16 protein-coding genes and 1 pseudogene are annotated in these 23494 nt (G+C 51.2%); 8 read left to right on the top strand and 9 right to left on the bottom strand.

Going from position 1 to position 23494, the window contains the following annotated elements:
- The first annotated feature begins 245 nt into the window (after positions 1 to 245).
- Positions 246 to 1391 (top strand): PQQ-like beta-propeller repeat protein, encoded by a 1146-nt coding sequence (locus tag LIW51_RS30125; RefSeq protein WP_255767610.1) that lies wholly within the window; start codon positions 246 to 248, stop codon positions 1389 to 1391.
- 785 nt (positions 1392 to 2176) lie between these two features.
- Here the strand turns inward: LIW51_RS30125 and LIW51_RS30120 are convergent.
- Both LIW51_RS30120 and tnpA read right to left on the bottom strand, forming a co-directional pair.
- Positions 2177 to 3359, bottom strand: a pseudogene (locus LIW51_RS30120) (RNA-guided endonuclease InsQ/TnpB family protein).
- 80 nt (positions 3360 to 3439) lie between these two features.
- On the bottom strand, positions 3440 to 3823 hold the full coding sequence (tnpA, locus tag LIW51_RS30115; RefSeq protein WP_227379504.1) for an IS200/IS605 family transposase: 384 nt from the start codon (positions 3821 to 3823) through the stop codon (positions 3440 to 3442).
- A gap of 176 nt (positions 3824 to 3999) precedes the next feature.
- Between tnpA and LIW51_RS30110 the strand changes: the two genes are divergently transcribed.
- The 5 genes from LIW51_RS30110 to LIW51_RS30090 are packed head-to-tail and all read left to right on the top strand — an operon-like array spanning position 4000 to position 10089.
- Complete coding sequence (locus LIW51_RS30110; RefSeq protein WP_227379216.1) at positions 4000 to 5637, top strand: ABC transporter substrate-binding protein; 1638 nt, start codon at positions 4000 to 4002, stop codon at positions 5635 to 5637.
- A gap of 32 nt (positions 5638 to 5669) precedes the next feature.
- Complete coding sequence (locus LIW51_RS30105; RefSeq protein WP_227379215.1) at positions 5670 to 6668, top strand: ABC transporter permease; 999 nt, start codon at positions 5670 to 5672, stop codon at positions 6666 to 6668.
- A 2-nt stretch (positions 6669 to 6670) separates the two neighbouring features.
- Positions 6671 to 7660: an ABC transporter permease gene (locus LIW51_RS30100; protein WP_227379214.1), complete on the top strand. Its 990-nt coding sequence runs from the start codon at positions 6671 to 6673 to the stop codon at positions 7658 to 7660.
- Position 7661: 1 nt separating this feature from the next.
- Entirely contained in the window at positions 7662 to 8786 is a 1125-nt protein-coding gene (locus tag LIW51_RS30095) for an ABC transporter ATP-binding protein (protein ID WP_227379213.1), read from the top strand.
- Between the two features lies 1 nt (position 8787).
- Positions 8788 to 10089 (top strand): ABC transporter ATP-binding protein, encoded by a 1302-nt coding sequence (locus tag LIW51_RS30090; protein WP_227379212.1) that lies wholly within the window; start codon positions 8788 to 8790, stop codon positions 10087 to 10089.
- A 706-nt stretch (positions 10090 to 10795) separates the two neighbouring features.
- Here LIW51_RS30090 and LIW51_RS30085 read toward each other — a convergent pair.
- From LIW51_RS30085 to LIW51_RS30070, 5 genes are all read right to left on the bottom strand, one after another.
- Positions 10796 to 11467, bottom strand: coding sequence for an ABC transporter ATP-binding protein (locus LIW51_RS30085; protein WP_227379211.1), 672 nt, complete (start codon positions 11465 to 11467; stop codon positions 10796 to 10798).
- A gap of 111 nt (positions 11468 to 11578) precedes the next feature.
- Positions 11579 to 14725 (bottom strand): FtsX-like permease family protein, encoded by a 3147-nt coding sequence (locus LIW51_RS30080; protein ID WP_227379210.1) that lies wholly within the window; start codon positions 14723 to 14725, stop codon positions 11579 to 11581.
- A 271-nt stretch (positions 14726 to 14996) separates the two neighbouring features.
- Positions 14997 to 15890: a DUF7982 domain-containing protein gene (locus LIW51_RS30075; protein WP_227379209.1), complete on the bottom strand. Its 894-nt coding sequence runs from the start codon at positions 15888 to 15890 to the stop codon at positions 14997 to 14999.
- The gene (locus tag LIW51_RS40525; RefSeq protein WP_497007408.1) at positions 15883 to 16344 is read right to left on the bottom strand and encodes a DUF8163 family membrane protein; all 462 of its coding nucleotides are present in this window, start codon (positions 16342 to 16344) and stop codon (positions 15883 to 15885) included. Before LIW51_RS40525 ends, LIW51_RS30075 begins: the two co-directional genes overlap by 8 nt.
- On the bottom strand, positions 16341 to 17801 hold the full coding sequence (locus LIW51_RS30070; RefSeq protein WP_227379208.1) for a DUF58 domain-containing protein: 1461 nt from the start codon (positions 17799 to 17801) through the stop codon (positions 16341 to 16343). Before LIW51_RS30070 ends, LIW51_RS40525 begins: the two co-directional genes overlap by 4 nt.
- A 219-nt stretch (positions 17802 to 18020) precedes the next feature.
- On the opposite strand from LIW51_RS30070, the gene LIW51_RS30065 reads away from it, so the two are divergent.
- A complete protein-coding gene (locus LIW51_RS30065; RefSeq protein WP_227379207.1) occupies positions 18021 to 20165 on the top strand; it encodes an MSCRAMM family protein in 2145 nt (714 codons plus the stop codon).
- A 98-nt stretch (positions 20166 to 20263) separates the two neighbouring features.
- Here LIW51_RS30065 and LIW51_RS38815 read toward each other — a convergent pair whose 3' ends face one another.
- Positions 20264 to 20386 (bottom strand): hypothetical protein, encoded by a 123-nt coding sequence (locus LIW51_RS38815; protein WP_255767605.1) that lies wholly within the window; start codon positions 20384 to 20386, stop codon positions 20264 to 20266.
- 465 nt (positions 20387 to 20851) lie between these two features.
- Here LIW51_RS38815 and LIW51_RS30060 point away from each other — a divergent pair, with 465 nt between their 5' ends.
- Positions 20852 to 21784: an ROK family protein gene (locus LIW51_RS30060; RefSeq protein ID WP_227379206.1), complete on the top strand. Its 933-nt coding sequence runs from the start codon at positions 20852 to 20854 to the stop codon at positions 21782 to 21784.
- A gap of 90 nt (positions 21785 to 21874) precedes the next feature.
- On the opposite strand, the gene LIW51_RS30055 is transcribed toward LIW51_RS30060, so the two are convergent.
- Entirely contained in the window at positions 21875 to 23104 is a 1230-nt protein-coding gene (locus tag LIW51_RS30055; RefSeq protein WP_227379205.1) for an RNA-guided endonuclease TnpB family protein, read from the bottom strand.
- Positions 23105 to 23494 lie beyond the last annotated feature (390 nt).

Genomic DNA, 23494 nt, shown 5'->3' with positions numbered 1-23494 from the left:
TATTATGATATATGAGCGATCACTCTTCGGGGAAAAATCGGGGAAATAGCCGGCGAACGTTTCTAAAGGCTGTTGGGGTTTCAATAGGTACGATGAGTGTGGAGGTTACGAATACTGCTGCTCAAGAAAGAACTGCAAAAGATACTACTGACACCAGCAGTTGGACAACAGCCAGATCGAATTCGAAGCGAACAGGCGCGATCAATGAGAATGGACCGAATCCATTCGCAACGACGAGCTGGAAAATGGATTTGGACGGCAGTATGTTCTCCAAGGAACCAGTAGTAGCCAATGGATTCGTTTATCTTCCAGTGACGACAGATGACACTTCAAGTGAAAGTGAAGGGTACATTGGTGCTTACGATATAGAGACTGGCGATCAAGTATGGAAAGAATCCGATCTCCCTTCACCGAAAACTCCGGCGATCAGCGACGAAATGCTATATTTTGCTACAAGTATATCAGAGGCTGATGAAGAGAACAGGGGAGGGCTCTACGCACTAGATATCGAAAACGGTGAAACCAGATGGAGTCGAACGGATTTTCTAAAGTGGACTTCTCCAATCGTCATTGTAGACCGAATATACACGTCGAATAGAGAGGGCGCATACGCACTCAATAGTATGACTGGTGAGACGATTTGGAAAACCGACGGCGTCGGTATGTTATCAGACGGTAGCGATGGAGCATTGAGCTATCACGATGGAACACTATTTTTCAGTGACGGAACAGCTTTGAACGCGGATGATGGATCAGTAAAATGGAAGATAACTGACCAGGAAACTGCCTTCAACAATCACGTTATCGATAATGGGCGAGTGTATTATCTTAGAACAGAATATATTGAAGGTGATGATGATATTGTAACTGTTGAAGCGCGAGCAGCAGATAGTGGAAGGGTAGAATGGTCGTATTCCCCAGAAACTGGACGGGTGTTAGACAGACGATTTGCAGTCGCGAATGGTCATGTCCTCCTCTACGATTCGAACGAAGGTAACGTACTAACAGCACTTGACGCTGAGACAGGTGCAAGGATTTGGAGAAAAGAACTCGACGGAGAGTTCTTTAGCAATCTCACAGTAGCTAACGATACTATCTATGTCGGTGGTCGATATATGCTACCATCGAAACCCGGAATAGGACGAGCAGCTGTCTATGCACTCGATCTCACGACCGGTAATCGTGAATGGACATATTTGTTGGATCCATCTAATCTCATTATGAACCCTGAAGGCCCACCCGCAGCTGGAACGCCCGTCGTAGCAGCCGGGAAGATTTATACTTCCACCTATCCGGCTGGTTCATTACTTGATCATCAATACATTCAGTATGCCAACTTCTTTGTTCTTGAGTCCTCCACGACACGACCGAGCTCAGATATGAGGATCTAAGAACCATCTACCCCACTGCTTTGCTTGTTCACTGAAGAAGAGGCCTTAGCTCTTGCAATTAAGTAAGATCATGATCGACTAATTTATTGTCAATAACTAGTATTAATTCGAATCCAGGCGTAAGAAAGAATATGTTATGAAATTTCAAAATGGGCGATCGAATCAGTACCACAAAGCGGGCAGGACTCTGCGGTTTTATCGAGAGTTGTCCCACACCGCCGACATTCAACGACTACGTCTTGTTGATCGCTAGACGGGAAGAATCGATGGATGTCTGGCAGTAGGTTCATAATATTTCCACTAAATCCCGGCTAATAGGCTTTGTGAATTCCGACTACTAACAAGAGAATCAATGATCGAAATAGAACATTTTCTCCCAGTATCCCACTCGGTGTTGGCTTCTAATTTCAAATTTTATATCAACATTTACAACAAGCAGGGAAGGAAGTCCATTTCATATTATTTATTAGAGAGGTCTATCCGTTCGAGTTTTCCCCCGCATTCAGGGCAGACAATATGTTTTGTCAGAGCCTTGGCTGTTGCATTACATGATTTGCATTGATAGAGTGGGTCTTCCTTTTTCGTAGATCGGTACCGCATGATAATTGTTTCTAGAATCGACATTTTCACTAGTCTACAACTAGTACTTCGAGACCAAAAACATATGTGTTCTTATGTCTGTCTTTTGTTTCTTTACCTCGTGAAAGGTCAGATATTAACATAGGCTAGGCGTGACATCCTCCTCGCCGTTTACGGCGAGGCTTCCCCAACATGAGGAATACCAGTTAGTCGTCGCTGGCAGAGGGTTTCGACTTTCGAAATGCCGTGAGCGTCATCTGCGCTGGTACGCACTTCTCACGGTGGGTCGTGGCGGTGTCACAACCGCTCCTATCCCATGGCGAGTCATCGCGTTCCGCCTTGTCAAGCGGAACGCTCTCTCCCCACGGGTCAACCCGTCGTGCGATATTCGCGGAAGCGTTGATATCAGCCTGAAACGTCGAAACGTGGCAGTCGTCGTTCGGACACCAGAAATCAGCCTGCGAGTCCCGCTGACCGATTACGGTGGCACGCGTGGCACGTCTGCGAGGTGTACGCCGGATTCACGTACTCGACCAGGATGCCCGCTTCCGTCGTCTTGTCCTCGATACGCCCTTGCAGTCGGGCGAACGCCCACGAGTGAAGGCGACGGTTCATGTACTTCCCGTAGTCGAGACGTTCCCGAATGTACGTCAAGTCCTCTATCACCAACACCGGATTCTCGAACTGTGTGGCGTACTCGACGGCCTGCCGAGACGCCTTCTCCACGATGTCGGTGAGCGCGTTCTGGTAGTGCGAGAAACGGTCTTCAATCCGCCACTCGGACGCTTCGCGCTCTTGGAGGCGTTTCAGGGTCGTGTGCATCTCTTTGCAGAGGTGCTTTGCTCTGCTTCCGTCATACACGAACGGGTCAGCCAGAGAACCGTCCTTGAGGGCACAGCCCGTTATCAGGGCGGTTTCTCCGATGTCTAAGCCGATATGCGTGGCGTCAGCGTCCGGCGCTGGTTCTTCGACCGGGTACTCGACGGTGACGTGTAGTACCCAGTTCTTCCGGTGCTTCTGAAGTCGTATCTCGCCCGCCTTCGCGTCCTCTGCTACGAGGTCGTGCCAGAGATCTTCCTGCTCGGGGTTGATACGAAGTGGAATCCAGAAATTCGTTCCCCGACCGGGGCGCGGAACCCACCACGTGAACTCGTAGTCGCGTTCATCGGAGTGGTCGAACTTCGCGGCTTGGTTCGTGAGCCGTATCGGGTGGTCATCGTCCAACTCCTTCGCGTTGTATGTCTTCCGCAGTTTCGGGACGTAGTTGCACAGAGCAGCCTTCGCCTAATACGGCAGGTCGTAGAGCGTCACGATGTCGCTCACCGCCGACATCGTACTCGCCCTGGCATTGAACGCCTCTTGTAGACCGTCACGGTACGTTTCGAGCAGGTCGTTGAGTTTCGACTGCTTGTGCGCGGTGGGTGGCGCAAACGTCGCCTACAACGTCTTCGTGACGGTCGTGGACATCGCTACTGCTCCTCGACGTACTCATGAAGTACGTCGATGCTCACTTGACCGGTGGTGGCGAGAAAGTACCCCGGTTGCCACAACGCTTTGTCGAGCGCCTGCCGAACCTCGGGATTCTTGTCGCGGATTTTGCGGGACGTAACGCCCTTGAGCGAGTTGATGAACTTGGTAAGGTCGGTCGTGGGCTTCGCCGTGAAGAGAATGTGAACGTGGTCGCTTCCGCCGTTGACGTTCTGGATGTTCACGTCGATGTCCTCGGAGATGTCGCTGGCAATCTCACCGATGCGTTCTGCGATTTCATCGGTGAGTAGGTCTACGCGGTACTTCGTGACGGTCACAAAGTGATATTGGAGCACGTAAACGCCGTTGTCGGTTAGTCTTTTTATTTTCCAAGAATTAATTCCTTCACTTTTTATTCAATTCCGTATAGTATATTGACCGAAACGGTATTTTACACATTATATTTTAGAGAATAGTATCTCATCCGACTAAATCAGAATTCTTTTATATGGGTTTTACCTGGTTAGGTATATGCCAGCGGTTACCTATGAGGTGAAATAGAATGGCAAACAACGAAAGAACTCCAGATAAGATCAAACGACGGCGTCTTCTCCAGGGATTCGGCGCAATAGGAATTGCTTCACTTGCCGGCTGCAGCGGTAGTGAGAATAAGAATAAGAACAAGAAGAATAACAAGAACAATTCGAATCAAGGAGGCCAACAATCACAGAGCAGCAAACTAACGCTTGCACAAGTGAAAAGCCCACTTGAATTTGACCCTATCGTCCTCAACGATGTCCCATCCTCACAGGTGGCGGATCGCGTGTTCGAGGGCCTCTACACCTATGATGACGGAATCAACGTGGTTCCGCAGATGGCGACCGACAAGCCACAGGTCAAAAACAACGGCAAGACGTACATCGTAAAGCTGAAACAGGGACCAAAGTTCCAGAACGGCGACCCTGTCACCCCCGAGGACGTGAAGTACTCCTTCGAAGCGCCGGTCAAAGAGGAGACGGAGAACGCGGCGGAGCTGAACATGATCGATTCGATCACTGCAGTCGACGATCGGACGGTCAAGTTCGACCTCAAGTATCCGTACGGTCCGTTCATGAACTCGCTGACCTGGTCGATCGTGCCGAAAAAGGTTCGGGAGCAGAACAAAAAGAAGTTCAACAAGCAGAACCCCGTCGGCTCCGGCCCGTTCAAGTTCGATAGCTGGCAGGAAGGGAAATTCGCGAAGATTAAACGATGGGATGGTTATTGGGGCGATCCGAAGCCGAACCTCGCAGAAGTCGAGTACAAACCCATTGAAGAGCCGACGACACGGTTGACGAGCTTACAGACCGGCGAGAGCGACGTCATCGAGGAGATTCCGCCCAAGCTCTGGCAACAGGTAAAGAGCATGGGCGACGCCAACATCGAGTCGGTCATCGGAATGGGGTACTTCTACCTCGCATTCAACTGCAAGGCCGGGCCAACAGCCGACCCGAAGGTTCGAGAGGCCATCGACTACTGCTTCGACATGGATCAGGCGGTCTCCAACTTCGTCGAACCGAGCGGCGTGCGCCAGTACAGCCCGCTGCCGAAACAAATCGCTGAGAAGTGGGGGATGCCCCTGAAGAAGTGGAAGGGGATTCCGCACAACAAGAATATCGACAAGGCGAAGACGATCCTCGACGATTCAGACTCGGTTCCAGACAACTGGAACGCGAACATTATCGTCCCGCCAGACGACAAGCGTGAACAGCTCGGCGTCACCGTCGCCAACGGGCTGAAGGAGGCGGGCTACAACGGGAACGTTCAGCGACTCGATTGGGGTGCGTTCCTCAATAAGTACGTTTCGGGGAAGCCGAGCGACTACAACATGTATACGTTGGGATGGTCGGGCACGCCCGACCCGGACGCGTTCACCTACTACTTCTTCACGAAGGAGGCGCAAGGAACGACGGACGGTACCTTCTACACTGATGTGAGCAAGCAGATCGTGAACGCACGACAGTCGGCTGATCGAGCCGAGCGAAAGAAGCTGTACACGAACGCCATCACGCAGTTGTTGGAAGACCGGGCACATATCCCGGCGTACAACCTCAAGAACAGCTACGGTATGAAGAAGAAGGTGAAGGGGTTCAAGGCGCATCCCGTCTCGAGCTTCGTCCTCTCGACGGACTACACGAACGCGTCGATCGGATCGAAGTAAGCCCTCCCCCATCTCTCTTCGATAAAATACATATGGCACTCTTCCGCTATACAATTCGACGATTACTACAGGCCATTCCCGTCCTCCTCGGAATCGTCACGATAACGTTCCTGTTGACGAACGCGATTCCAGGCGATCCCGTCCAGATAATGCTCGGGCCGTCGCCGAGTGCGGAGATGGTCGAGAAGATTCGTGCTCAGTATGGGTTAGACAAGCCACTCCCGGTGCGATACGTGAACTACCTCGTTTCGGTCGCACAAGGGAACTTCGGCCAGAGTATCTACTACGGAACGCCCGTGCTGACGAAGATCATGGAGCGACTGCCAGTGACGCTCCTCCTCATGCTCTCCAGTTTCGCGTTCGCACTCGTGGGCGCCATCCCACTCGGCATCGTCTCAGCGAAACGGCGCAACCAGCCGACTGATCACGTCTCGCGCGTCGTCGCGCTCGTCGGCGTCAGCACGCCGTCGTTCTGGATCGGACTGATGTTGATCATCATCTTCGCGTACCATCTAAAATGGTTCCCGGCAACGGGGCTCGTCCTTCCGTGGACGGCTCCAAGCTCGGTTCCGGGGGCGTCATCGCGGCTCGACGTATTACAGTCGACGGTGATGCACCTCCTCCTGCCGACGCTCTCGCTCGGCACGCTCCAGATGGCCGCCATCATGCGCATCGAGCGGTCGTCGATGCTCGAAGTGCTCCAACAGGAATACGTGAAATTGGCGCGGGCGTACGGCGTTTCGGAACAAAAGATTGTCCGAAAGCACGCGTTTCAAAATGCACAGCTTCCTGTCATCACGGTCGTCGGGCTGCAACTCACGTCGGCGCTCGGCGGTGCGGTATTGACCGAGACAGTGTTCAACATCAACGGGATGGGGCGGCTCATTATCACGGCGATCAACAATCAGGACTATCCGCTGGTCATGGGGACGACCATCTTCTTCGGCGTGACGTTCGTCATCGGGGTCATCCTCACCGACCTGTCGTACGCGTACATCGACCCCCGCGTGACCTACGATGAGGTGGATTGACGATGGGAACGACTGAAACTCAAACAGACGAACTTCGTGAACCGCAGACGAACGACCAATACGAGGGCGGCGACCGAGTCGAGGCCAACGTCGGCTGGCGATACACCGTCGAACAGATCCGCCGGGATACGACGGCCCGAATTGGGCTCTACATTATTGGTTTTATCACGGCGATGGCGGTATTCGCCTACATCGACGCCAAGATATTCGACTACGCCATCGCGTCCCGATTCTGGTACAACCCGGTAAACGACCCGGCGAACGCCAGAATCCTGTTACCGCCGGTCGGGATGGAGAATACATTCGGCAGCGGAATATGGAAGTATCCTCTGGGAACCGACCACCGCGGGCGGGACATCCTCGTCCGCCTCGTGTACGGGTCGCGGATAGCGATGCAAGTCGGTATCGTCTCGACTGGGTTCGGACTGGTGTGCGGAACGCTCGCTGGAGCAGTCGCGGGCTACTACGGTGGATGGATCGACGATACGCTGATGCGCGTGGTTGAGACGCTGTACGCGATTCCGTTCCTCGTGTTGGTCATCGCGTTCATGGCCGCATTCGGGCGCGATCTCACCTTCGCAATGATCGGCGTCGGCATCACGACGATTCCGGTGTTCGCCCGGCTGATCCGATCGCGCGTGGTCAGCGTCCGTGAAGAAGAGTACATCGAGGCGGCCCGCGCCGCCGGCGTCAGGGATCGGAACATCATCCTCCGACACGTCATCCCGAACAGTTTCGCACCCGTCCTCGTCCAGGCGACGTTGCAGGTCGGCATCAGCATCCTCATCGTGGCCGGCCTCTCGTTCCTGGGATTCGGTGCGCAACCACCGACGCCGTCGTGGGGACAGATGCTAAGTCAGTCACGAGGCTACATGCTGCCAGACCCGTGGTTCAGCTTGTGGCCGGGAATCGCCATCCTCGTCACGGTGATGGGGTTCAACCTGCTCGGTGACGGTCTGCGAGACGCGCTCGATCCACGAATCAAGAATTAATATGACAGACACACTACTCCAAATAGAAGATCTGAAGACGCAGTTTTTCACCGAAGAGGGTGTCGTCCGAGCAGTTGACGGCATCTCTTTTGACGTAAACAAAGGGGAAATCGTTGGGCTTGTCGGCGAATCGGGCGCTGGAAAGAGCGTCGCGGCCCAAAGCATCCTTCGACTGATTGATTCGCCTGGTGAAATCGTCGACGGGGAGGTGCGATTTAAAGATGAGATACTATTCGGTCTTGAAGAAAATCCAAACGGTGACCTCCACCCCCGAGACGAGATGCTCTCGAACGAGGAGATGCGCCGACGGATTCGCGGAAAAGAAATTGCTATCATCTTCCAAGACCCGATGGAGAGTCTGAACCCGGTGTTCACGGTCGGAGGTCAACTTCGGGAGTTCATCGAACTCAATCGCGGACTCTCGAAACAGGAGGCAAAAGAGGAGGCGATTCACATGCTCCGCGAGGTCGGCATTCCGGAACCAGAAAAACGGTACGACAACTACCCCCACCAGTTCTCGGGCGGGATGCGCCAGCGCGTGCTCATCGCCATGGCACTCGCGTGCGAACCGAGCCTCATCATCGCGGACGAACCGACGACCGCGCTCGACGTAACCGTCGAAGGGCAAATCCTTTCACTCGTCGACGAGCTACAGGAGAAGTACGATACGAGTTTCATCTGGGTTACTCACGATATGGGTGTCGTCGCCGAGCTCTGCGACCGCGTCAACGTGATGTATCTCGGTGAGATCGTCGAGCAAGCAACAGTCGACGATCTCTTCTACGACACGAAACATCCCTACACGGAGGCGCTGTTGGACTCGATGCCTCGCCCTGACCAGACTATTGATGAACTGAACCCTGTTCATGGCGTAATGCCGGAGGCTATCGACCCGCCGCGGGGCTGTCGATTCCACACGCGTTGTCCGGACGCCCGGGAGGTTTGCACGGAGGTTCATCCCGATTGTCGCGAGGTAGCAGATCCGGACGAACAGTCACATCGAGCGGCATGCGTGAAGCACGATGAGTTCGATGTCGGCTACTGGGTCAGCGATCCTATCGACATTCGCGCGAATACTGGGATCTCCGGTGATATTGTGAGTAACACTTCCGAGAGAGGTGACTGATATGAGTGACTCGCTTACTGCCGATCGAATCGCGGAGGACGAGACGAGGGCTGGAGAACCGCTTCTCGAAGTCAAGGGGCTCACGAAACATTTCTCCAGTGGTGGCGGATTTCTATCAGGGCTATTCGGTGAAGAGCAACGGGTTCGGGCTGTTGAAGACGTCTCTTTTCAGATTCAGAAAGGAGAGACGCTTGGACTCGTTGGCGAGTCCGGGTGTGGAAAGAGCACGCTGGCCCGGACACTTCTGCAACTCATTGAGCCGACCGAGGGCACTGTCTACTTCAAGGGGCAAAACCTGACTGAGTTAGACAGCGAGGGACTACGGGCGCAGCGCAGAGATATGCAGATGATCTTCCAGGATCCGCAATCGTCGCTCGATCCACGGATGAAAATTGGCCCAATCGTTGAGGAGCCGATGAAAGCCCATGGACTGTATGACGCGGACGAACGAGAGGCTCAAGCCCGTGAGTTGCTTGAAAAAGTCGGTCTCGATCCGCAGCACTACAACCGCTACCCGCACGCCTTCTCGGGCGGGCAACGGCAGCGCGTGAATCTCGCGCGTGCACTGAGCGTAAATCCGGACTTCATCGTCTGTGACGAACCTGTTACGGCACTCGACGTCTCGATTCAAGCCCAGGTTCTGAATACGATGAACAATCTCCAAGAAGAGTTCGGGCTGACGTACCTGTTTATTGCCCATGACTTGAGCGTCATTCGCCATATCAGCGACCGCGTAGCAGTAATGTATCTCGGACAGTTGGTTGAACTCGCGGACAAGGAAGAGTTATTCGAGAACCCACAGCACCCCTACACGGAGGCACTCCTCGAATCAATTCCAGTTCCTGATCCGCGGGTGACCGGGACTCGTGGTGTGCTTGAGGGCGATGTTCCGAGTCCTATTAATCCACCGAGTGGCTGTCGGTTCCGCACGCGATGTCCGAAGCTCATTGCACCCTCCGAGTATGATTTCTCACCTGATGAATGGAAGAATACACGTCGATTCCTTCGTGAAGTCCAGCGGCGGTCGTTCGAACGAACCGATAAAGCTACCATTGAGTCTCGGTTCTTCGACGACGCAAAACCAGACGGCGAGGCAGGCCGTATCGTCGATGATGCAATCGATCAACTCACGAATGAAGAGTGGGAGCGCGCGTCGGAACTCCTGACGGCGTCGTTCGCAGAACAGAGTATCTGTGCCCGGCAGCTACCCGAATACGAGGTGCCGACGGAGTATGGAACGTCGCCCCATATTGCGGCATGTCACCGCCACCGCGACGACGTCATCGAGGGCCGTCAACAGTAAGCTACCACGCCCTCAAGGGTGTGGCATTCCCCACGATGAGGTTTCAGACACACCTTTGGCGACGACGTGGCGGGCTACACGCCCAGCGTTCGGACGGACGGGATTGTTCTGTGCCGTCAGTCATACTCTCTGCCGGGGGTTTGTGTCCGGCAAGGCACTGGCCCATGGAGAGGCACTGTCGCGTCCCACCGAGGGACGCGACAGGCTGGCTCACACCGCTTTAATTCTCGGTGGACTCCCCCCGCTTCATCGTCGCTTCTGCAACGAGAGCGGCGCGGCGTCATCCGTCCCCGAGTTTGGGGCCTGCCTACGGAGGCCCGTACAAAGAGTCCATTTTGGACTCAATGCTCTACCATGGTAAATTGTACCAACGCTACTAAGGCTTGCGATTTACCGGCGAAACCGTCGCACGCAATCGACGGTAGTTGTATAGTCAGCGAACGCATTCCTCCCGCGCCTGAAGTCGCGGGTTTCCTGCTGTCTCCATTATGATTGAGTCGTTAATTTGAATTGTCCATCTCATGTCATACGGTTCGTTTTCATTCTTGGCTGAACAAAGAACACGTTCAAACGGTTACAGACAGAGTATATTTCGCTATTCACTTTTTCGTGAGGGTGTCACAGTGGTCGTTTCCACTTTGCTTATTGTAAATTGGCGTAAAACCTTATTCACAGGAGTGATCCAAGGTCAACTCGGCTACTACAATCACGGCTCGACTTTTCGCTCAACGATATCACCGTCTGCTAAGAACATAGTATCCTGATAGAGTGGGCTCAACTGCACGTCATGGCTAATTGTAACAAGTGCTGTGTCGGTACTCTCTTGGACTTCAAACAGAAGTTCAAGCACTTTATCGGTCGTGTCTGGATCAAGTTGCCCTGTTGGCTCATCAGCAAGGATAATTGCCGGCCGATTCGCAAGCGCACGAGCGATTGCAACGCGTTGTTTTTCACCACCACTGAGCGTTGCAGGATACTGATCGGTCAAATCTGCGATGTCCAGTTGTGTGAAGAGAGTTTTGAGCCAAGATTCATCACGTTCACCGGTATGATCCTGGGGTACCGCCGCGTTCTCCCACGCAGTGAGATCAGAGATCAACTGAAAATCCTGGAAAATAAATCCAATCGTATCACGACGCAAGCGGGCTCGTTCTCGTTCCGGTAGCGTACTTGCATCAGAACCCATGACCATCAGTTTGCCACTAGAAGGCGTGTCTAACAACCCGAGAATATTGAAGAGGGTCGTTTTACCTGCCCCACTTGGCCCCTGAATAAGCAACCGTGCGTCAGCAGGAATTCTTAAGGAAACATTCGACAAGATTTCAGAGGAACCACGGGTAACGCTAATATCGGTCGCTTTGAGGACGGTCTCTTGCATTTAACAAGTTGTATGACTGCACCAAACAAAAAGTGTGGTGCTGAATCTATGTCGAATTCAATTTAATTTGTCCTTCGTTACGCTATTGAAAACCGATTTGACGGTAAATCTTCAGTCAGAAGTAGAGGACGTATTCTGCTGCAAGTCCGTGCTTTCTTCGACTTTCTCGTCATTGCCTTGTTCCACCTTTGAATACTGCCCTTCAATGCCATTTTCTGAAGTGCTGTGCGTCGGCGCTTTCACATCGCTTTCTGCTTGTAACTTGGTGGGCTCTGTCGTGAGGAATGGGAGGGCAGCCAGCATTGCACTCAGACAAGAAAGGAAGAGTGCACCAAGTCCAGTGCTTAAAATAACGAACAACGACGTGGTGACTGATAGTTGGATTCCGAAAATTGTGAGCATTCCTGTCATCGCCATCCCAGACACAATGGCAAATGCACAGAGCAAGGCAGCAATCGTCGCAGGAATTGATAATCGACACACATCGCTAAGGAGTAATCGGAGTATCTGCCAACGAGAAGCGCCTGTTGCACGATGTATGCCAACCGCTCGTCGACGGGCATGCACCACTTGTGCAAACGTTGCAGTCGTACTTCCGATGGTTGTGACACTAGCAAGGATGATCATGCCTGCTAAGAGCAATTTGAAGTTCCCAAATATCCGCATAACTGCTTGGCCAATCCCACTACCGGCAGAATACTGCGTATCTTGGGCAAGCGTCGAGCCAATACGATCGTCACCCAATATGACATAAGAATCTGTGGCCAGCGTTTGACCCTCGGATACAACCCGAACAGAATAGTCCCCTGGAGCAAGACGATCCGTTGAATCCGTCTTTCCTAATGTGACGGGCATTGTACTCATATTATACGGTGGGAGTGTCACAGTTCGAGTCGTCGTTCGAGCAGGTGTTACGAGTGACAAGTTCCGTGTGAGCTTCGTCCCCCACGGGTTGATAACGGTGACCGTCGCTTTTGGCTGAGTATAGACGCTTGCCTTCTGTGGTGTCACCTTCACATCAGCAAAGAGTTGTCGTGAAGTATTCGGTGTAATCTGAATCTGTGTTGTATTACTTCGGCTACCTTTACGCGTTGTCAGATTATAGGTACCTGGTGTCTCTGGAAGCGTTACAAGTGCAATCCCCCGATCGTTTGTCTGCGTCACTGTGTCCCCTACCTGGAGTGTTGCACCAGAAACATTTGCTCCAGTCACCGTTTGAACGGGAATAGCCACTGTTGACCCTGGTGGTGCGTGCTGTGGTACAAGCGGAAGTACGAGTGGTGATTGTTGATACACGTGGATTGGCTGTGAATATGACCCAGCATGCAACGTGTACTTGCCAGCAGTGTTGACACTGAGATTCATCCGAATTGTAGTTTCCTCACCTGGTTGGAGTGTCACAGAGCGCTGCTGTGTTGCACTGCCAAGCGTGGCCGTCACTTGGCGAGTCTGCGTTTGAGAGCCGATATTCTGCAGTGTGATTGAGATCGGAGTCGGTTCACCAACGACTGTTTCGTTTGGTGCAGAGACACCACTTGTAATCACTTGTTGCGTCCCTGCTCCGGTTGCCTGTCCCTTTTGAAGATCAGGGTCTCCACCCGACGTACGAATGAAATGGACAACGCCAGGCCTTGTCGAGAGATCATGGGCGGTTGCAAGGGGGAAAATCAGCTGATCATCCAAAACCCCTGGCGCACGATAGACACCCACAACTGTAACTCGGGTGACTGCGGGTGAGGTACTTCCCCCAAGGGTGATAGATTCACCAACCTCAATACCAAGTGTTTGAGCAAGATCACGCCCAATAACTGCCTCAGTCTTTGAGCGCGGTGGATGCCCTTTGATCAAGTTTGCGTCCGAAACGGCAGCAAATGCCGTATAATTCGCCCCACGAGCGAGGTACGGTTTTCCATTAGCGACTTGTGCAACGATAACTTCTGGACTCGCATTGAGTCCTTGGTCTCTGAGTTCCGTTGCATATTGGCTTTCAATTCGACTCGCCATTGGATATGATGCTCCGGGTTCCGTCACTGTCCCTGTGGAAGCTGTTGTGAGTGGAGCAAGTACACCGATAAGTGATCCAGAGAGAAGCACAATCACTGCAAAGACAGTCAACGTAGTCGTAGCAGGGATTATGGCTCGCCAGTCAAGTAACTGTGGCCGAAGTCGGGATTCAAGTGATCCTAACCATGAATCGCGGATTTGTTTTGCTCCCGTTGACTGTGCTAATTGAGACGGTGGAGTCGTTATCGTCGGCCACGCTGCTAAAATCCCTGCAAGAACACCAACAGCGACTAGACTGAGCAGCATCGGCAACAATATCCGTGCAACTGACGGTGTAACCGCTGGCTCCAGTGAAATCGATAAGCCGAGAAAAATCGCGATATTCACTGTCGCTCGTGTGACGATCACACCAAGTGCGTAACCAAGCAGCGAACCGACAAGGGCTAAGGTACCAGCTCGAACAGCAAAAATACCAATAATTCGTCGTGAAGTGCCGCCAGTTGATCGGATCACTTCAATTGTCTTGAGACGACTTCGGACACTCATCTTCGTCACATTATATAATACGACGAGAATGAGCACAGCAGCACCAGCAGTTGCTGCGAAAAGCACGCGCAGGACTTCTTGCATCCCCCCGAGAAAGTAGGCGAAAAGCGAGGGACTCACTGTTCCTTGTTGTGGGAGTAGCTTCCATCCATTGCTGTTCGACACATTCGTTCGAATTATCAGCGCATCTGTGTCACCAAGCGATTGGACCGTAGTAGGGTTTGCGACGTACCATGAATGGGGAAAAATTGAATCAGTCGAGTTGTAAGGCACGACCTGCACCGAGAGTGTTCGACCATCATTCGTTTGGAGTTGTTGTTGCGTCGGTGTAGAAACTGTTCCCCGTAATCCATTCGCTGGTGGTCGGGGGATCGATGCTTTTCGCCATGAAACAGAAAGCTGTGTGAGTTCGGTCGGGGCGTCAGCTGGAACACCGACGATATATTGTTTCTCACCATTTCGTATCACCGTCGTTGTTGGGAATACAAGATCGCTATTGGCCGCAGTCCGCTGGGCTTTGGTATATGAATCAGAGTGTTCAACGACCATCGAGTTATTATAATTCCCTGCCAGTGCTGCTGACTGTGCACCCGCAGCGGACAGCAACAATGTCGTGCCAACGAGAAACGCTGCTGTGACGGAAATAATAAGTACTGTTAACCAATCGCGGCGTGACCACTGTGTCAAGAGTACCCTTTTGTAACCCATTTCTCTCTCCTTCTTCTAACTTCTGAGTACTACCGAGAAAGTTACTAACTGCCTGAAACATAGTAATCACAACCTGAGAATGGTCAATTTCAATATCCCCCTACAATTTATTTCTACAACTGGCGAGGACCGGTAGGTGAGATACTTTTATTTTCGCCTGGTTATTTCCATTTTCAGAGAGGGGAAAATTAGCGAGTGATTTTAGCAACTTTCTTTCAGACAGAGAGAGGGAGTCCCCGTTTAAGCCGGGTGAGGATATCACCCTATCCAGCTAGACGTTTGACCATGTACATGTGATCAGGTAGTCGAATCGATCATCTTCTACTTCGATTGTTTCGACGCTAACTGGCGTTTGCATGCTAGCTGCAAAGCCAGTCGCAAGAAAGGAAGGGATTGGGTGATCAAACCGAGTCACTGACCCATAGGAGCTCTCTGCAATACTAATGGTAACTTGATCTTCTCCTTCCGAATATTCTGCATTTGCTGCACCAACTAGCTCAAATCCTTGGGCGAGTGACTCTGTGAGCTGGTCTGCAAGATTACCTGGCTCTGACGGCATTTCATCAGTCATGTGATGGAACTCTTGTAGTAGCGCAGCTCCCGTTGGGTAAAGTAAAAGACCATGTTTCAATTCATTCTCTGTCACCACAAGAGTAGACGTAAGCTCGTCGTCCGTTGGAAGTTGGTACTCAGTATGCTGTGGTCGGAACAAACGCACGTCGGCAAATGATGCCGCTGACGATGTCGAAGATGGAATATAGATGGCTTCGTCTTGAAGTCCTAATTCGGTACTCAGTGAGGAGTTGCTCAGTGCAAAGGCTGAATAAATTCGCTCGCTAACAGACGCTGGGATCACACGTTCAGGCGTCAAAAAATACGTGAGGACTGCACCAAAGAGTCCACACCCTGCTAGTGCAAACAGTACTCGCTGAGAATCTGGAAAGATAATTGCTCCCACAGTACAAAGTAGGCCAATCCCTACAAGGCCAAAGGCGGTATATCGATATTCTTTTTGTTTTGAATGAGAATATGCTCTGCGAAGTCGATCATTCTCTTCGGTGAGAACATCTACTTGTGCGCGAAGCTCTTCACGATTTAGATCAGCAGAATCCGTGTCTGGGTGATCTTCCCGATGATCGTCTGCTGCAAGTTGTTGCTTACTCATGAGACTCCTCAATTGCTCCCACAGCGACCCGTTCGTACCGATGCATACCGTATGTAACTATTCCAAGAACACTAATTAAAATAATACCGGTTTGACTATGATTGACGTCCAACGATATGCCAGCGAGTACACCACCAACGAGCAAAACAACGCTGCCTAACGTAGTTAGCGTCCGTGCAAGTGGTTGATCTAGACGAAGACCTGGCGTTAAAAGTACTATTAGTAGCCCAATTTCGGCAATTACAATTTGAACCGTCGTCCCGGCGGGAATCAGTAGAGCGCCGAGTGCGATTTGTCCGTACCCGACTGTATACAGGGATGGGCAGGTATACCAAAAGAGAACAAGCAATCCTCCGGCAACGATGCCAGGAAACCCCTGTGCAATTGCTAGAATAAGTACTGTAATACCAACGCCACTTGCTTCGATCCACGCTGAAATCCGGTTTACATTCATTGTTCTGGGGAAGTTGGTGATCGCTGCTGGTGAGACGTAGCGGACGTAGTACGGAGGTGGTTTGCGGTATCTGTCGATCCAACTTCGAATGCAATTACCCCATCTAATTGAGTAAGTGATTGCCGAAACTGGTCAAAGTCGAGATAGCGTTGGTATGCATCCTCGGCTTCTACAATACCTTTCTGCTCGAACAGGATATTCGGAATGAGGAAAACGGAAACAGAATCACTAAGCTGCCGTGCTAATTTGACTGCCTCATAAACTTCGATTCGATCGACATCATCAGTGATCAGTACCGCTCTCGTAATGCCGGAGGTGGATTTTAATTGGGATTGAACGGTTCGATAAAGTGGATCATCATTAACTTGATGGATACGCGCACCCTGAGTAGATAACAGAGGATGTAATTTCTGTGCGAATTGTGACGGCTGTGATTGAAGGCGAGTCGCTTTTTGATCCGTCGTTGTAAACTGCTCTATTGGTTGTTCGAACGGTTCAGAATGAAGCACTGTAGTTTTCGGCAGCGTCCGGTCGTAGAGGTGTGTTCGTAGTCGAGAGTAGTGATCCTGCGTTGCGGCGGGAGGGAAATCGATTATTTGCTCCTCTTGTATTAAACTGAGGCCAAGCGGTTCACTCGTTGAGTGGGAATCTGTAAGATACGCTAGGGCGATTTGCCGCGCGTAATCGAATTTTGTTGCGGTCTCTGATCCAGTATACATGGATTTGCGCTGGTCTAAGAAAATATACGTTTGTAAATCAGTTTCTGCTTCGAACTCGCGGACGTGAGGTTCTCGTAGCCGTGCTGTTACTTTCCAATCGATTTTTTGAATTGTGTCCCCTGGAATATACTGTCGAACCTCCGCTGGGTCGAGCCCTGTTCCATGTTCTCCATGTTGGTATTCACCAAGACTAGTTATTTGATTCTTCTCACCAGCATCTACGTATATCTCACCGAGTGGATCAGGTGTGACGGTGACAGTCGCTGGTTCTCCATGCGTGAACGACGAACGGAAAAACCCGGCTCGATCAGTGAAGGTCACTGTCGGTGGACGAAACTGGAGACGCTCCGCAACTGGGCAATGTGCAGTAACAGTCGTTGTTGCTTCCCGTTCGCCGACTAAGAGTTCAATTGTGTTGTCAGCAGTAACTCCTGTTGCTGTTCGTGGTGGTTGCATTGCAATCTGAATATCCACCGGTGTCGGTGCTGAAAGGGTACCCTGTATCGTGATTTGGATATCAGAATTTACAGCGACTTGTGTCTGAGTCGGTGTTTGAGAAACGTCTAATTCGTCGGTCATTCGAATGATTGTCCAAAGAAAAAGCAATTGAGACGAGAGAAGTGCGCTACCAATTCCGGCAGCACCAATAAGAAGCAAGCTATTGTTGAGTAGCCATGCGCCTCCAGCGAGCAAACAAACAAGTCCACACCCAGCCCAATAGCGGCGCGTCACATCCATATTTGAATCAAATGTAGTGACTACCTATAACGTTAATCCGTTGTCTTCGGCAAACAACATCTCCTATTTTGGTTGCATTTAATATCATTAATTTGGTGAAGTAATGGCAAGAGAGAATGGATAGGTCAGTAGGGAGATTTTAATGTAAATGGTAGAAATTGAATATTATGGGATAAAGGAGAGAAAGATTTTTTCGTAGGACAGACATAGTCTGGAAGTATGGTTCAAATTTCCGCGAATTCAAAGATAGCCCTCCTGGTTCTCCTTCTGACTGTAAGTGGATTCTCAGCGCCAGTTATTGCTACTGCCTCTTCAACAAATGCTCAGTCTCCAAATCACGGCCATCTCAATCTTGGGCTTGAGGGAAATCTCCAGGAGAAGACAACATCCAACAATTCGACTCAGATTCGCCATAAGGATCCATCAAAAGTGCAGTCACAGGAAGAACTAGCTAATCTTGAACAATGGTTGGCTGGTCAACTCGGATCGCGTCTAAAAAGTAGTACGGTGAAATTAAACCAAGGCGAGTACCAAGCCGCCAATTCAGTAGTGGGAGATCGATACAATAAGTTACTGGGAAAGTACGTCGATGTGGCTGGTCGTACCAAGGGAACAAAAGATGACCAACGCATAAAAAAATTCAAGTCAGCCAAAAATAACCAATCAAAATATTCTTCGAAAGTGGGAAAATATCGTCGAACCTACAAAAAATACCAACGAGCAAAGAAAAACGGGAATGATCAAAAAGCTCGTAGTTTGGCTCGAAGGCTCAATAATCTCTCAACATCGATAAACCGCACCAGCGGAAACCTGACAAATAATTACCAAACCATCTCCAATTCGACGGGTGCGGATCTCTCGCCACAACAAGAAACAGTACAGAAGATAACGTCTAATGTCACCCACCAAACAGCAGAGGTTCGTTCCGCTGAATTCGTAAAAACGGAGATTTCAGCCGAAATCGAATCGAGTGAGGTTTCATTTCAAGAACCAATTACGGTGACTGGGGAACTCGTCGATGAAAACGGAACTGAGCTCTCTAATGAAACAATTCGATTACAGCTTGGTGGAAATCGAGCTACGACGGCGACAACGGATGAAGATGGTGATTTCACGATTACCGGCCGGCCAGCAGTACTCCCACTTGGTCAACAAACGCTAACGGTCGAACATGTACCAAATGCATCATCAATATATCTCGGCTCAAATACAACGGTCGAGGCAGATATTCAACAGGCACAGCCGACGATTACTCTTTCACAGAGTCCCAAACACGGTCGGTTTAACAAAACAATCACCGTCTCTGGGCGAGTTCATGTCGATGGTGTTGGTGACAAAGGAATACCAGTTATCGTAAAGAGTGGGAAGACTGTAATTGGAAATACAACAACACAAGAAGATGGTAGCTTCACACTTTCCGAAAATCTCTCTACGGCAGTTCCGACTGGGAAACGTCAAATCCAGGTCAGTGTTCCCCTACAGAATCGAGCACTTGCGTTCACCAGTACGAGGGCACCGATTACAATTCATCCCACAAACACTTCGCTAAACATTACGAGTCAATCCCTAAATCAGGATAATCTCTCGGTCAGTGGAAATTTGACTACCGCCAATGGAGTGCCACTTTCAAATCAGACAGTGATACTTCGTGCGAATGGATCACAAGTCGGTACTGTAACTACTGATAGTAACGGTACTTATACTTCACAAGTCCAGCTTCCCCCTTCACTTGCAGCAACGAACAAGACACATGTCCGTCTGTCTGCGGTGTATTCAGGGAACGGGACAAATCTCGATGCCACCCAAGCGAGTTCGCTCATTCGCCTGCAACCAGCTACGTCTAGCAATTCGTTCCTATTGTGGGCTGGAGTTGCTGGTGTCGGTGTATTACTCACAATAGGTGGCTTTGCAATCCAGCGTTCTGGTTGGTTTACCGATTCAGAAGAGCCGGCAGAGCCAGCAATACAAGAGAATCAATTAGCCCCAGACACCGACATAGAAGAGGCAAAAGAGACGAAAGAAGTAACGATTCGGGAATGGGCTGACCAAGCAGCAACTGCATTAGCAGAAAACGACCTGCAGACTGCTATCGAGACATCCTATGCGACCGGTCGCCAATATTATTTGACTGTAGATGAGACAATTTCGGAAGCGGGACGCACTCACTGGGAGTTTTATCGACTTTGCCAAGATCGTGATTTCACTGACCGGGAGATAGAGCGACTGAAGCAGCTTACAACGCTCTACGAACAAGCAACTTTCACGACAGCTACTCCAACGCGAGAAGATGCAGAAACAGCCGTCAATCTCGCAAATCAATACGCTTCTGAAATGGTTGAAACTGCTTCGGATACAAGTAACTGACCTAGCCTATCGCACATTTCTTTGAGGTCTTCAAAGATGATGTACGGCTTCACGAACTGTTGGCTCCACTCCACGTTGAGGGTTGTATTCGTGGATTTTCACTGACGAACCTCAACGGTTGTGTCTGCCATCAACCACTGATGATCGCTGTCCTCTGGATTCCGTATCTCAACCCAGCCCGTTTTACTAAATAGCATCTCAAACGTTCCCTCGTCAGGCATTATGTACCTCCCCTAGTGAGAATCGTGTGGCGAGTAAGTCCAGTAACTTTGGCAGCGATTTTTGTGCTGGTCATCGGGATTCCTCGAGACAGACTATCGACTGAATCCCTCTTTGTTATGGACTGACTAGTGAACGACCCTACTTCTCATGGCTGACGCTATTTGCTCCTTGAAATAGGGCATCCTGTTTTGACGACGTGCTGTGTAGACACGATCGTGTCCGTAGGGAGCGCAATTTCCACAAGCGATTCTTTGGGGTATCCTACTCCTATATTTTTGAGAATGCAAGACAGAATGTCCCACGCTGTAGTCGTGTTCCTGTCCGCCTCTAACCCACACGACGAACAGTGAGCGTACGCAGATCCTGAGTGGTTTCTCCGTCTCCAGAAGTCCAAAATGCAGCCCTGTTTTCCTATTCAGCTCGATAAAGAAAACATTTAGGTGGAGGTCTTCAGCAGTACAGTCATGGATTACATTGCTGTTTTTGGTATTGGAAGTACTCACTTTCGGTATACCGTGGGAACGTCTGAAGGGCAGTTTCTGACGAGTATCAAAATTGAACCGACGCAAGCAATAGCCCTAGAGAAACAGATTGTCGATGCGATTCGTAGAATAAATCGAACTATTTCAACGACCATTTCTGCAGTCTCCATCTCTTGTACAGGCCTCGTTGATCATCATACCGGGATTATTGAAGAACTGGACACGAAATCAGGGACGGCAGTTCACGATATCGATCTCAGGAGCACAATTCGTTCTGAGTTTGACCTACCCCTCTATTTAGAAAACGATTGCACCGCATCTGCTCTCGGAGAGTGGCATTTCGGCGCTGGCGATCCATATGAGTGTATTGCTCACGTTACCTTTGGAACAGGTATCGGCGCTGGTGTCGTCGAACAGGGGCGACTCGTGCGTGGAGAATCCGGACAGGCCGCAGAAGTTGGGCTTTTTCCAGTGGCACCAACGTGCGATCTCGATAGTTTTGGAGTCCCTGGGGCGTGGGAGGCCATCTGTTCCGGTCGTGGAATACCGAACTATGTTGCCCATCAACTAGAAACGGAGAACCGAGAAACGATACTCCATGATTTCACCAACATTGAGGCACGAGATCTGTTCAAATCTGCTGAGGCTGGCGATACCGTCGCACAAGAATATCTTGATCGGATTGCCCGCTATAACGCAGCTGGAATTGGTACGCTTTGCAATGCATTTAACCCCGGTCTTATTACCCTTGGTGGAGGTGTCGCACTCAATAATCAGCAAACCATTTTGGAAGGCATTCAAACATACATAGACGACTATCTCTACGTCGACAAACCAGCTATCCAAATCACTGAACAAGGTGATGAAATTGGCCTCTATGGAGCACTCGCCCGCTGCCTCATCGACAGGACGTGACATCTCCCCGTGGTAATTGACATCCTCTACCTGCCTAAAGGCAGGAGAATCCCCACACAGAGGGAATCCGGCACTGCTACCGGAGAGGTTTCAGCCCCACTCCGCGAGCGTCGTCTGTGCGGGTTTCGCACTCGGCGCGCGGTGGGCTGTGGCACTGCCAAAGGTGCTCCCATCCTGTAGCGTGTCATCGTCCGTCGGTTTCAGCGACAGACTCTCACCCCACGGGTCGAGGCGACCAGCGATATTGGCCGCCGCGTTGATATCGCCTTGATACTCCGTCACCCAACACTCGTCGTTCGTACACCGAAACACCGCTTGGACGTTTCGGCTTCCAAGGTGTCCGCACGCGTGGCATGTTTGTGACGTGTACGCCGGATTCACGAACCGTACCGGAATCCCAGTATCACGTGCTTTATCTTCGATACGCCCGGCAAGTCGGGCGAACGCCCATGCGTGCAACCGGCGGTTCATCCACGTTCCGTAATCCAGATGCTCACGGATATACGAGAGGTCTTCGAGGACGATAACCGGATTCTCGAACTGTCGGGCGTACTCGACGGCCTGCCGAGACGCTTTCTCGACAATATCCGTCAGCGCGTTCTGGTAGTGGTCGAATCGCTCGTCAATCCGCCAATCGGCGTCGCGTTCTTGGAGACGGCGAAGCGTGGTGAACATCTCTTTGCGAAGGTGTCGTGCTCGCCCGCCGTCGTACAGCATCGGTTGGGTCGGAGTATCGTCCTGACAGGCACAGCCTGCCAAGAGCTTGGATTCACCGATGTCGAATCCAATCGGCGTTGGGTCGTCCGGTTCGTCTGGCTCCGCGACTGCGTACTCGACGGTGACGTGCAACACCCAGTTCTTCCGGTGTTCTTGCAACCGGAACTCGCCGACCGTCACATCGTCGGTGAACAATTCCGCCCACAACTCGCGTTGGGCGGGGTTGATGCAGAGTGGAATCCAGAAGGCATTGCCACGTCCGGCCTGCGGAACGCGCCAACAGAACTCGTGCGTTCGTTCCTCGGAGTGGTCGAGTTTCCATCCACGGTTCGTGAACCGAACGGGGTGGTCGTCGTCGAGTTCCGAAGCGTTGTACGTCCGGCGGAGTTGCGGGACGTAGTTCTTGAGCGCGTCTTTGGCGTAGGACGTTAGGTCGTAGCCGATGACGACATCGTTGACCGCCGTTTGCGTATCCGCGCCACTTTCGAAGGAATCTTTGAGCGCACGCCGGTACGTCGCTACGGTACGCTGAAGCCGGTGCTCTTTGTGCGCTGTGGGTGGCGCGAGCGTGGCCTGAAGTGTTTTCGTGGCGGTAGCGGTCACAACAACAGATACGATATGGTAAAGCATAAATGCAACGAAAGAGTTACGGATATGTGTGAGGTACGTAAAAATAGAATTCGAAGACGAAGAACAGTACGAACAATTGAGCGAACTTAAAGAGAAGCACGGTATGACATGGAAAGGTCTTGTGCTTCGCGGAGCGAAGGGGTTGGATTCCGGCGGGCCATTGCCTAACGAGTGACTAGCCGAGTGACGCGCTTCCTCCCGCGTCTCAAGTCGCGAGTATCCGTGCTGTGGTATCTATGAGTTCCACGCCTACTACTCCTCTTCGTAGAGGGAGTCAGTGTTACCCTACAAACTATTCGGCCTGCACTAACTGCGTAGATAACGAAACAGATCAACGGTTGTGTCCTCTCACCCAGATACCAG

Origin of the sequence: Haladaptatus halobius (assembly GCF_020618475.1) — an archaeon.
GTDB classification, from domain to species: Archaea; Halobacteriota; Halobacteria; order Halobacteriales; family Haladaptataceae; genus Haladaptatus; species Haladaptatus halobius.
The sequence above is the reverse complement of the archived record's forward strand: the minus strand, read 5'-3'. Positions and strand labels throughout refer to the sequence as shown.

What these genes read in the sequence shown, in the direction of transcription:
- LIW51_RS30125 (WP_255767610.1), top strand. Translation starts at nt 246, where the DNA reads ATGGATTTGGACGGCAGTATGTTCTCCAAGGAACCAGTAGTAGCCAAT.
- LIW51_RS30110 (WP_227379216.1), top strand. Translation starts at nt 4,000, where the DNA reads ATGGCAAACAACGAAAGAACTCCAGATAAGATCAAACGACGGCGTCTT.
- LIW51_RS30105 (WP_227379215.1), top strand. Translation starts at nt 5,670, where the DNA reads ATGGCACTCTTCCGCTATACAATTCGACGATTACTACAGGCCATTCCC.
- LIW51_RS30100 (WP_227379214.1), top strand. Translation starts at nt 6,671, where the DNA reads ATGGGAACGACTGAAACTCAAACAGACGAACTTCGTGAACCGCAGACG.
- LIW51_RS30095 (WP_227379213.1), top strand. Translation starts at nt 7,662, where the DNA reads ATGACAGACACACTACTCCAAATAGAAGATCTGAAGACGCAGTTTTTC.
- LIW51_RS30090 (WP_227379212.1), top strand. Translation starts at nt 8,788, where the DNA reads ATGAGTGACTCGCTTACTGCCGATCGAATCGCGGAGGACGAGACGAGG.
- LIW51_RS30085 (WP_227379211.1), bottom strand. Translation starts at nt 11,467, where the DNA reads ATGCAAGAGACCGTCCTCAAAGCGACCGATATTAGCGTTACCCGTGGT.
- LIW51_RS30080 (WP_227379210.1), bottom strand. Translation starts at nt 14,725, where the DNA reads ATGGGTTACAAAAGGGTACTCTTGACACAGTGGTCACGCCGCGATTGG.
- LIW51_RS30075 (WP_227379209.1), bottom strand. Translation starts at nt 15,890, where the DNA reads ATGAGTAAGCAACAACTTGCAGCAGACGATCATCGGGAAGATCACCCA.
- LIW51_RS40525 (WP_497007408.1), bottom strand. Translation starts at nt 16,344, where the DNA reads ATGAATGTAAACCGGATTTCAGCGTGGATCGAAGCAAGTGGCGTTGGT.
- LIW51_RS30070 (WP_227379208.1), bottom strand. Translation starts at nt 17,801, where the DNA reads ATGGATGTGACGCGCCGCTATTGGGCTGGGTGTGGACTTGTTTGTTTG.
- LIW51_RS30065 (WP_227379207.1), top strand. Translation starts at nt 18,021, where the DNA reads ATGGTTCAAATTTCCGCGAATTCAAAGATAGCCCTCCTGGTTCTCCTT.
- LIW51_RS38815 (WP_255767605.1), bottom strand. Translation starts at nt 20,386, where the DNA reads ATGCCTGACGAGGGAACGTTTGAGATGCTATTTAGTAAAACGGGCTGG.
- LIW51_RS30060 (WP_227379206.1), top strand. Translation starts at nt 20,852, where the DNA reads ATGGATTACATTGCTGTTTTTGGTATTGGAAGTACTCACTTTCGGTAT.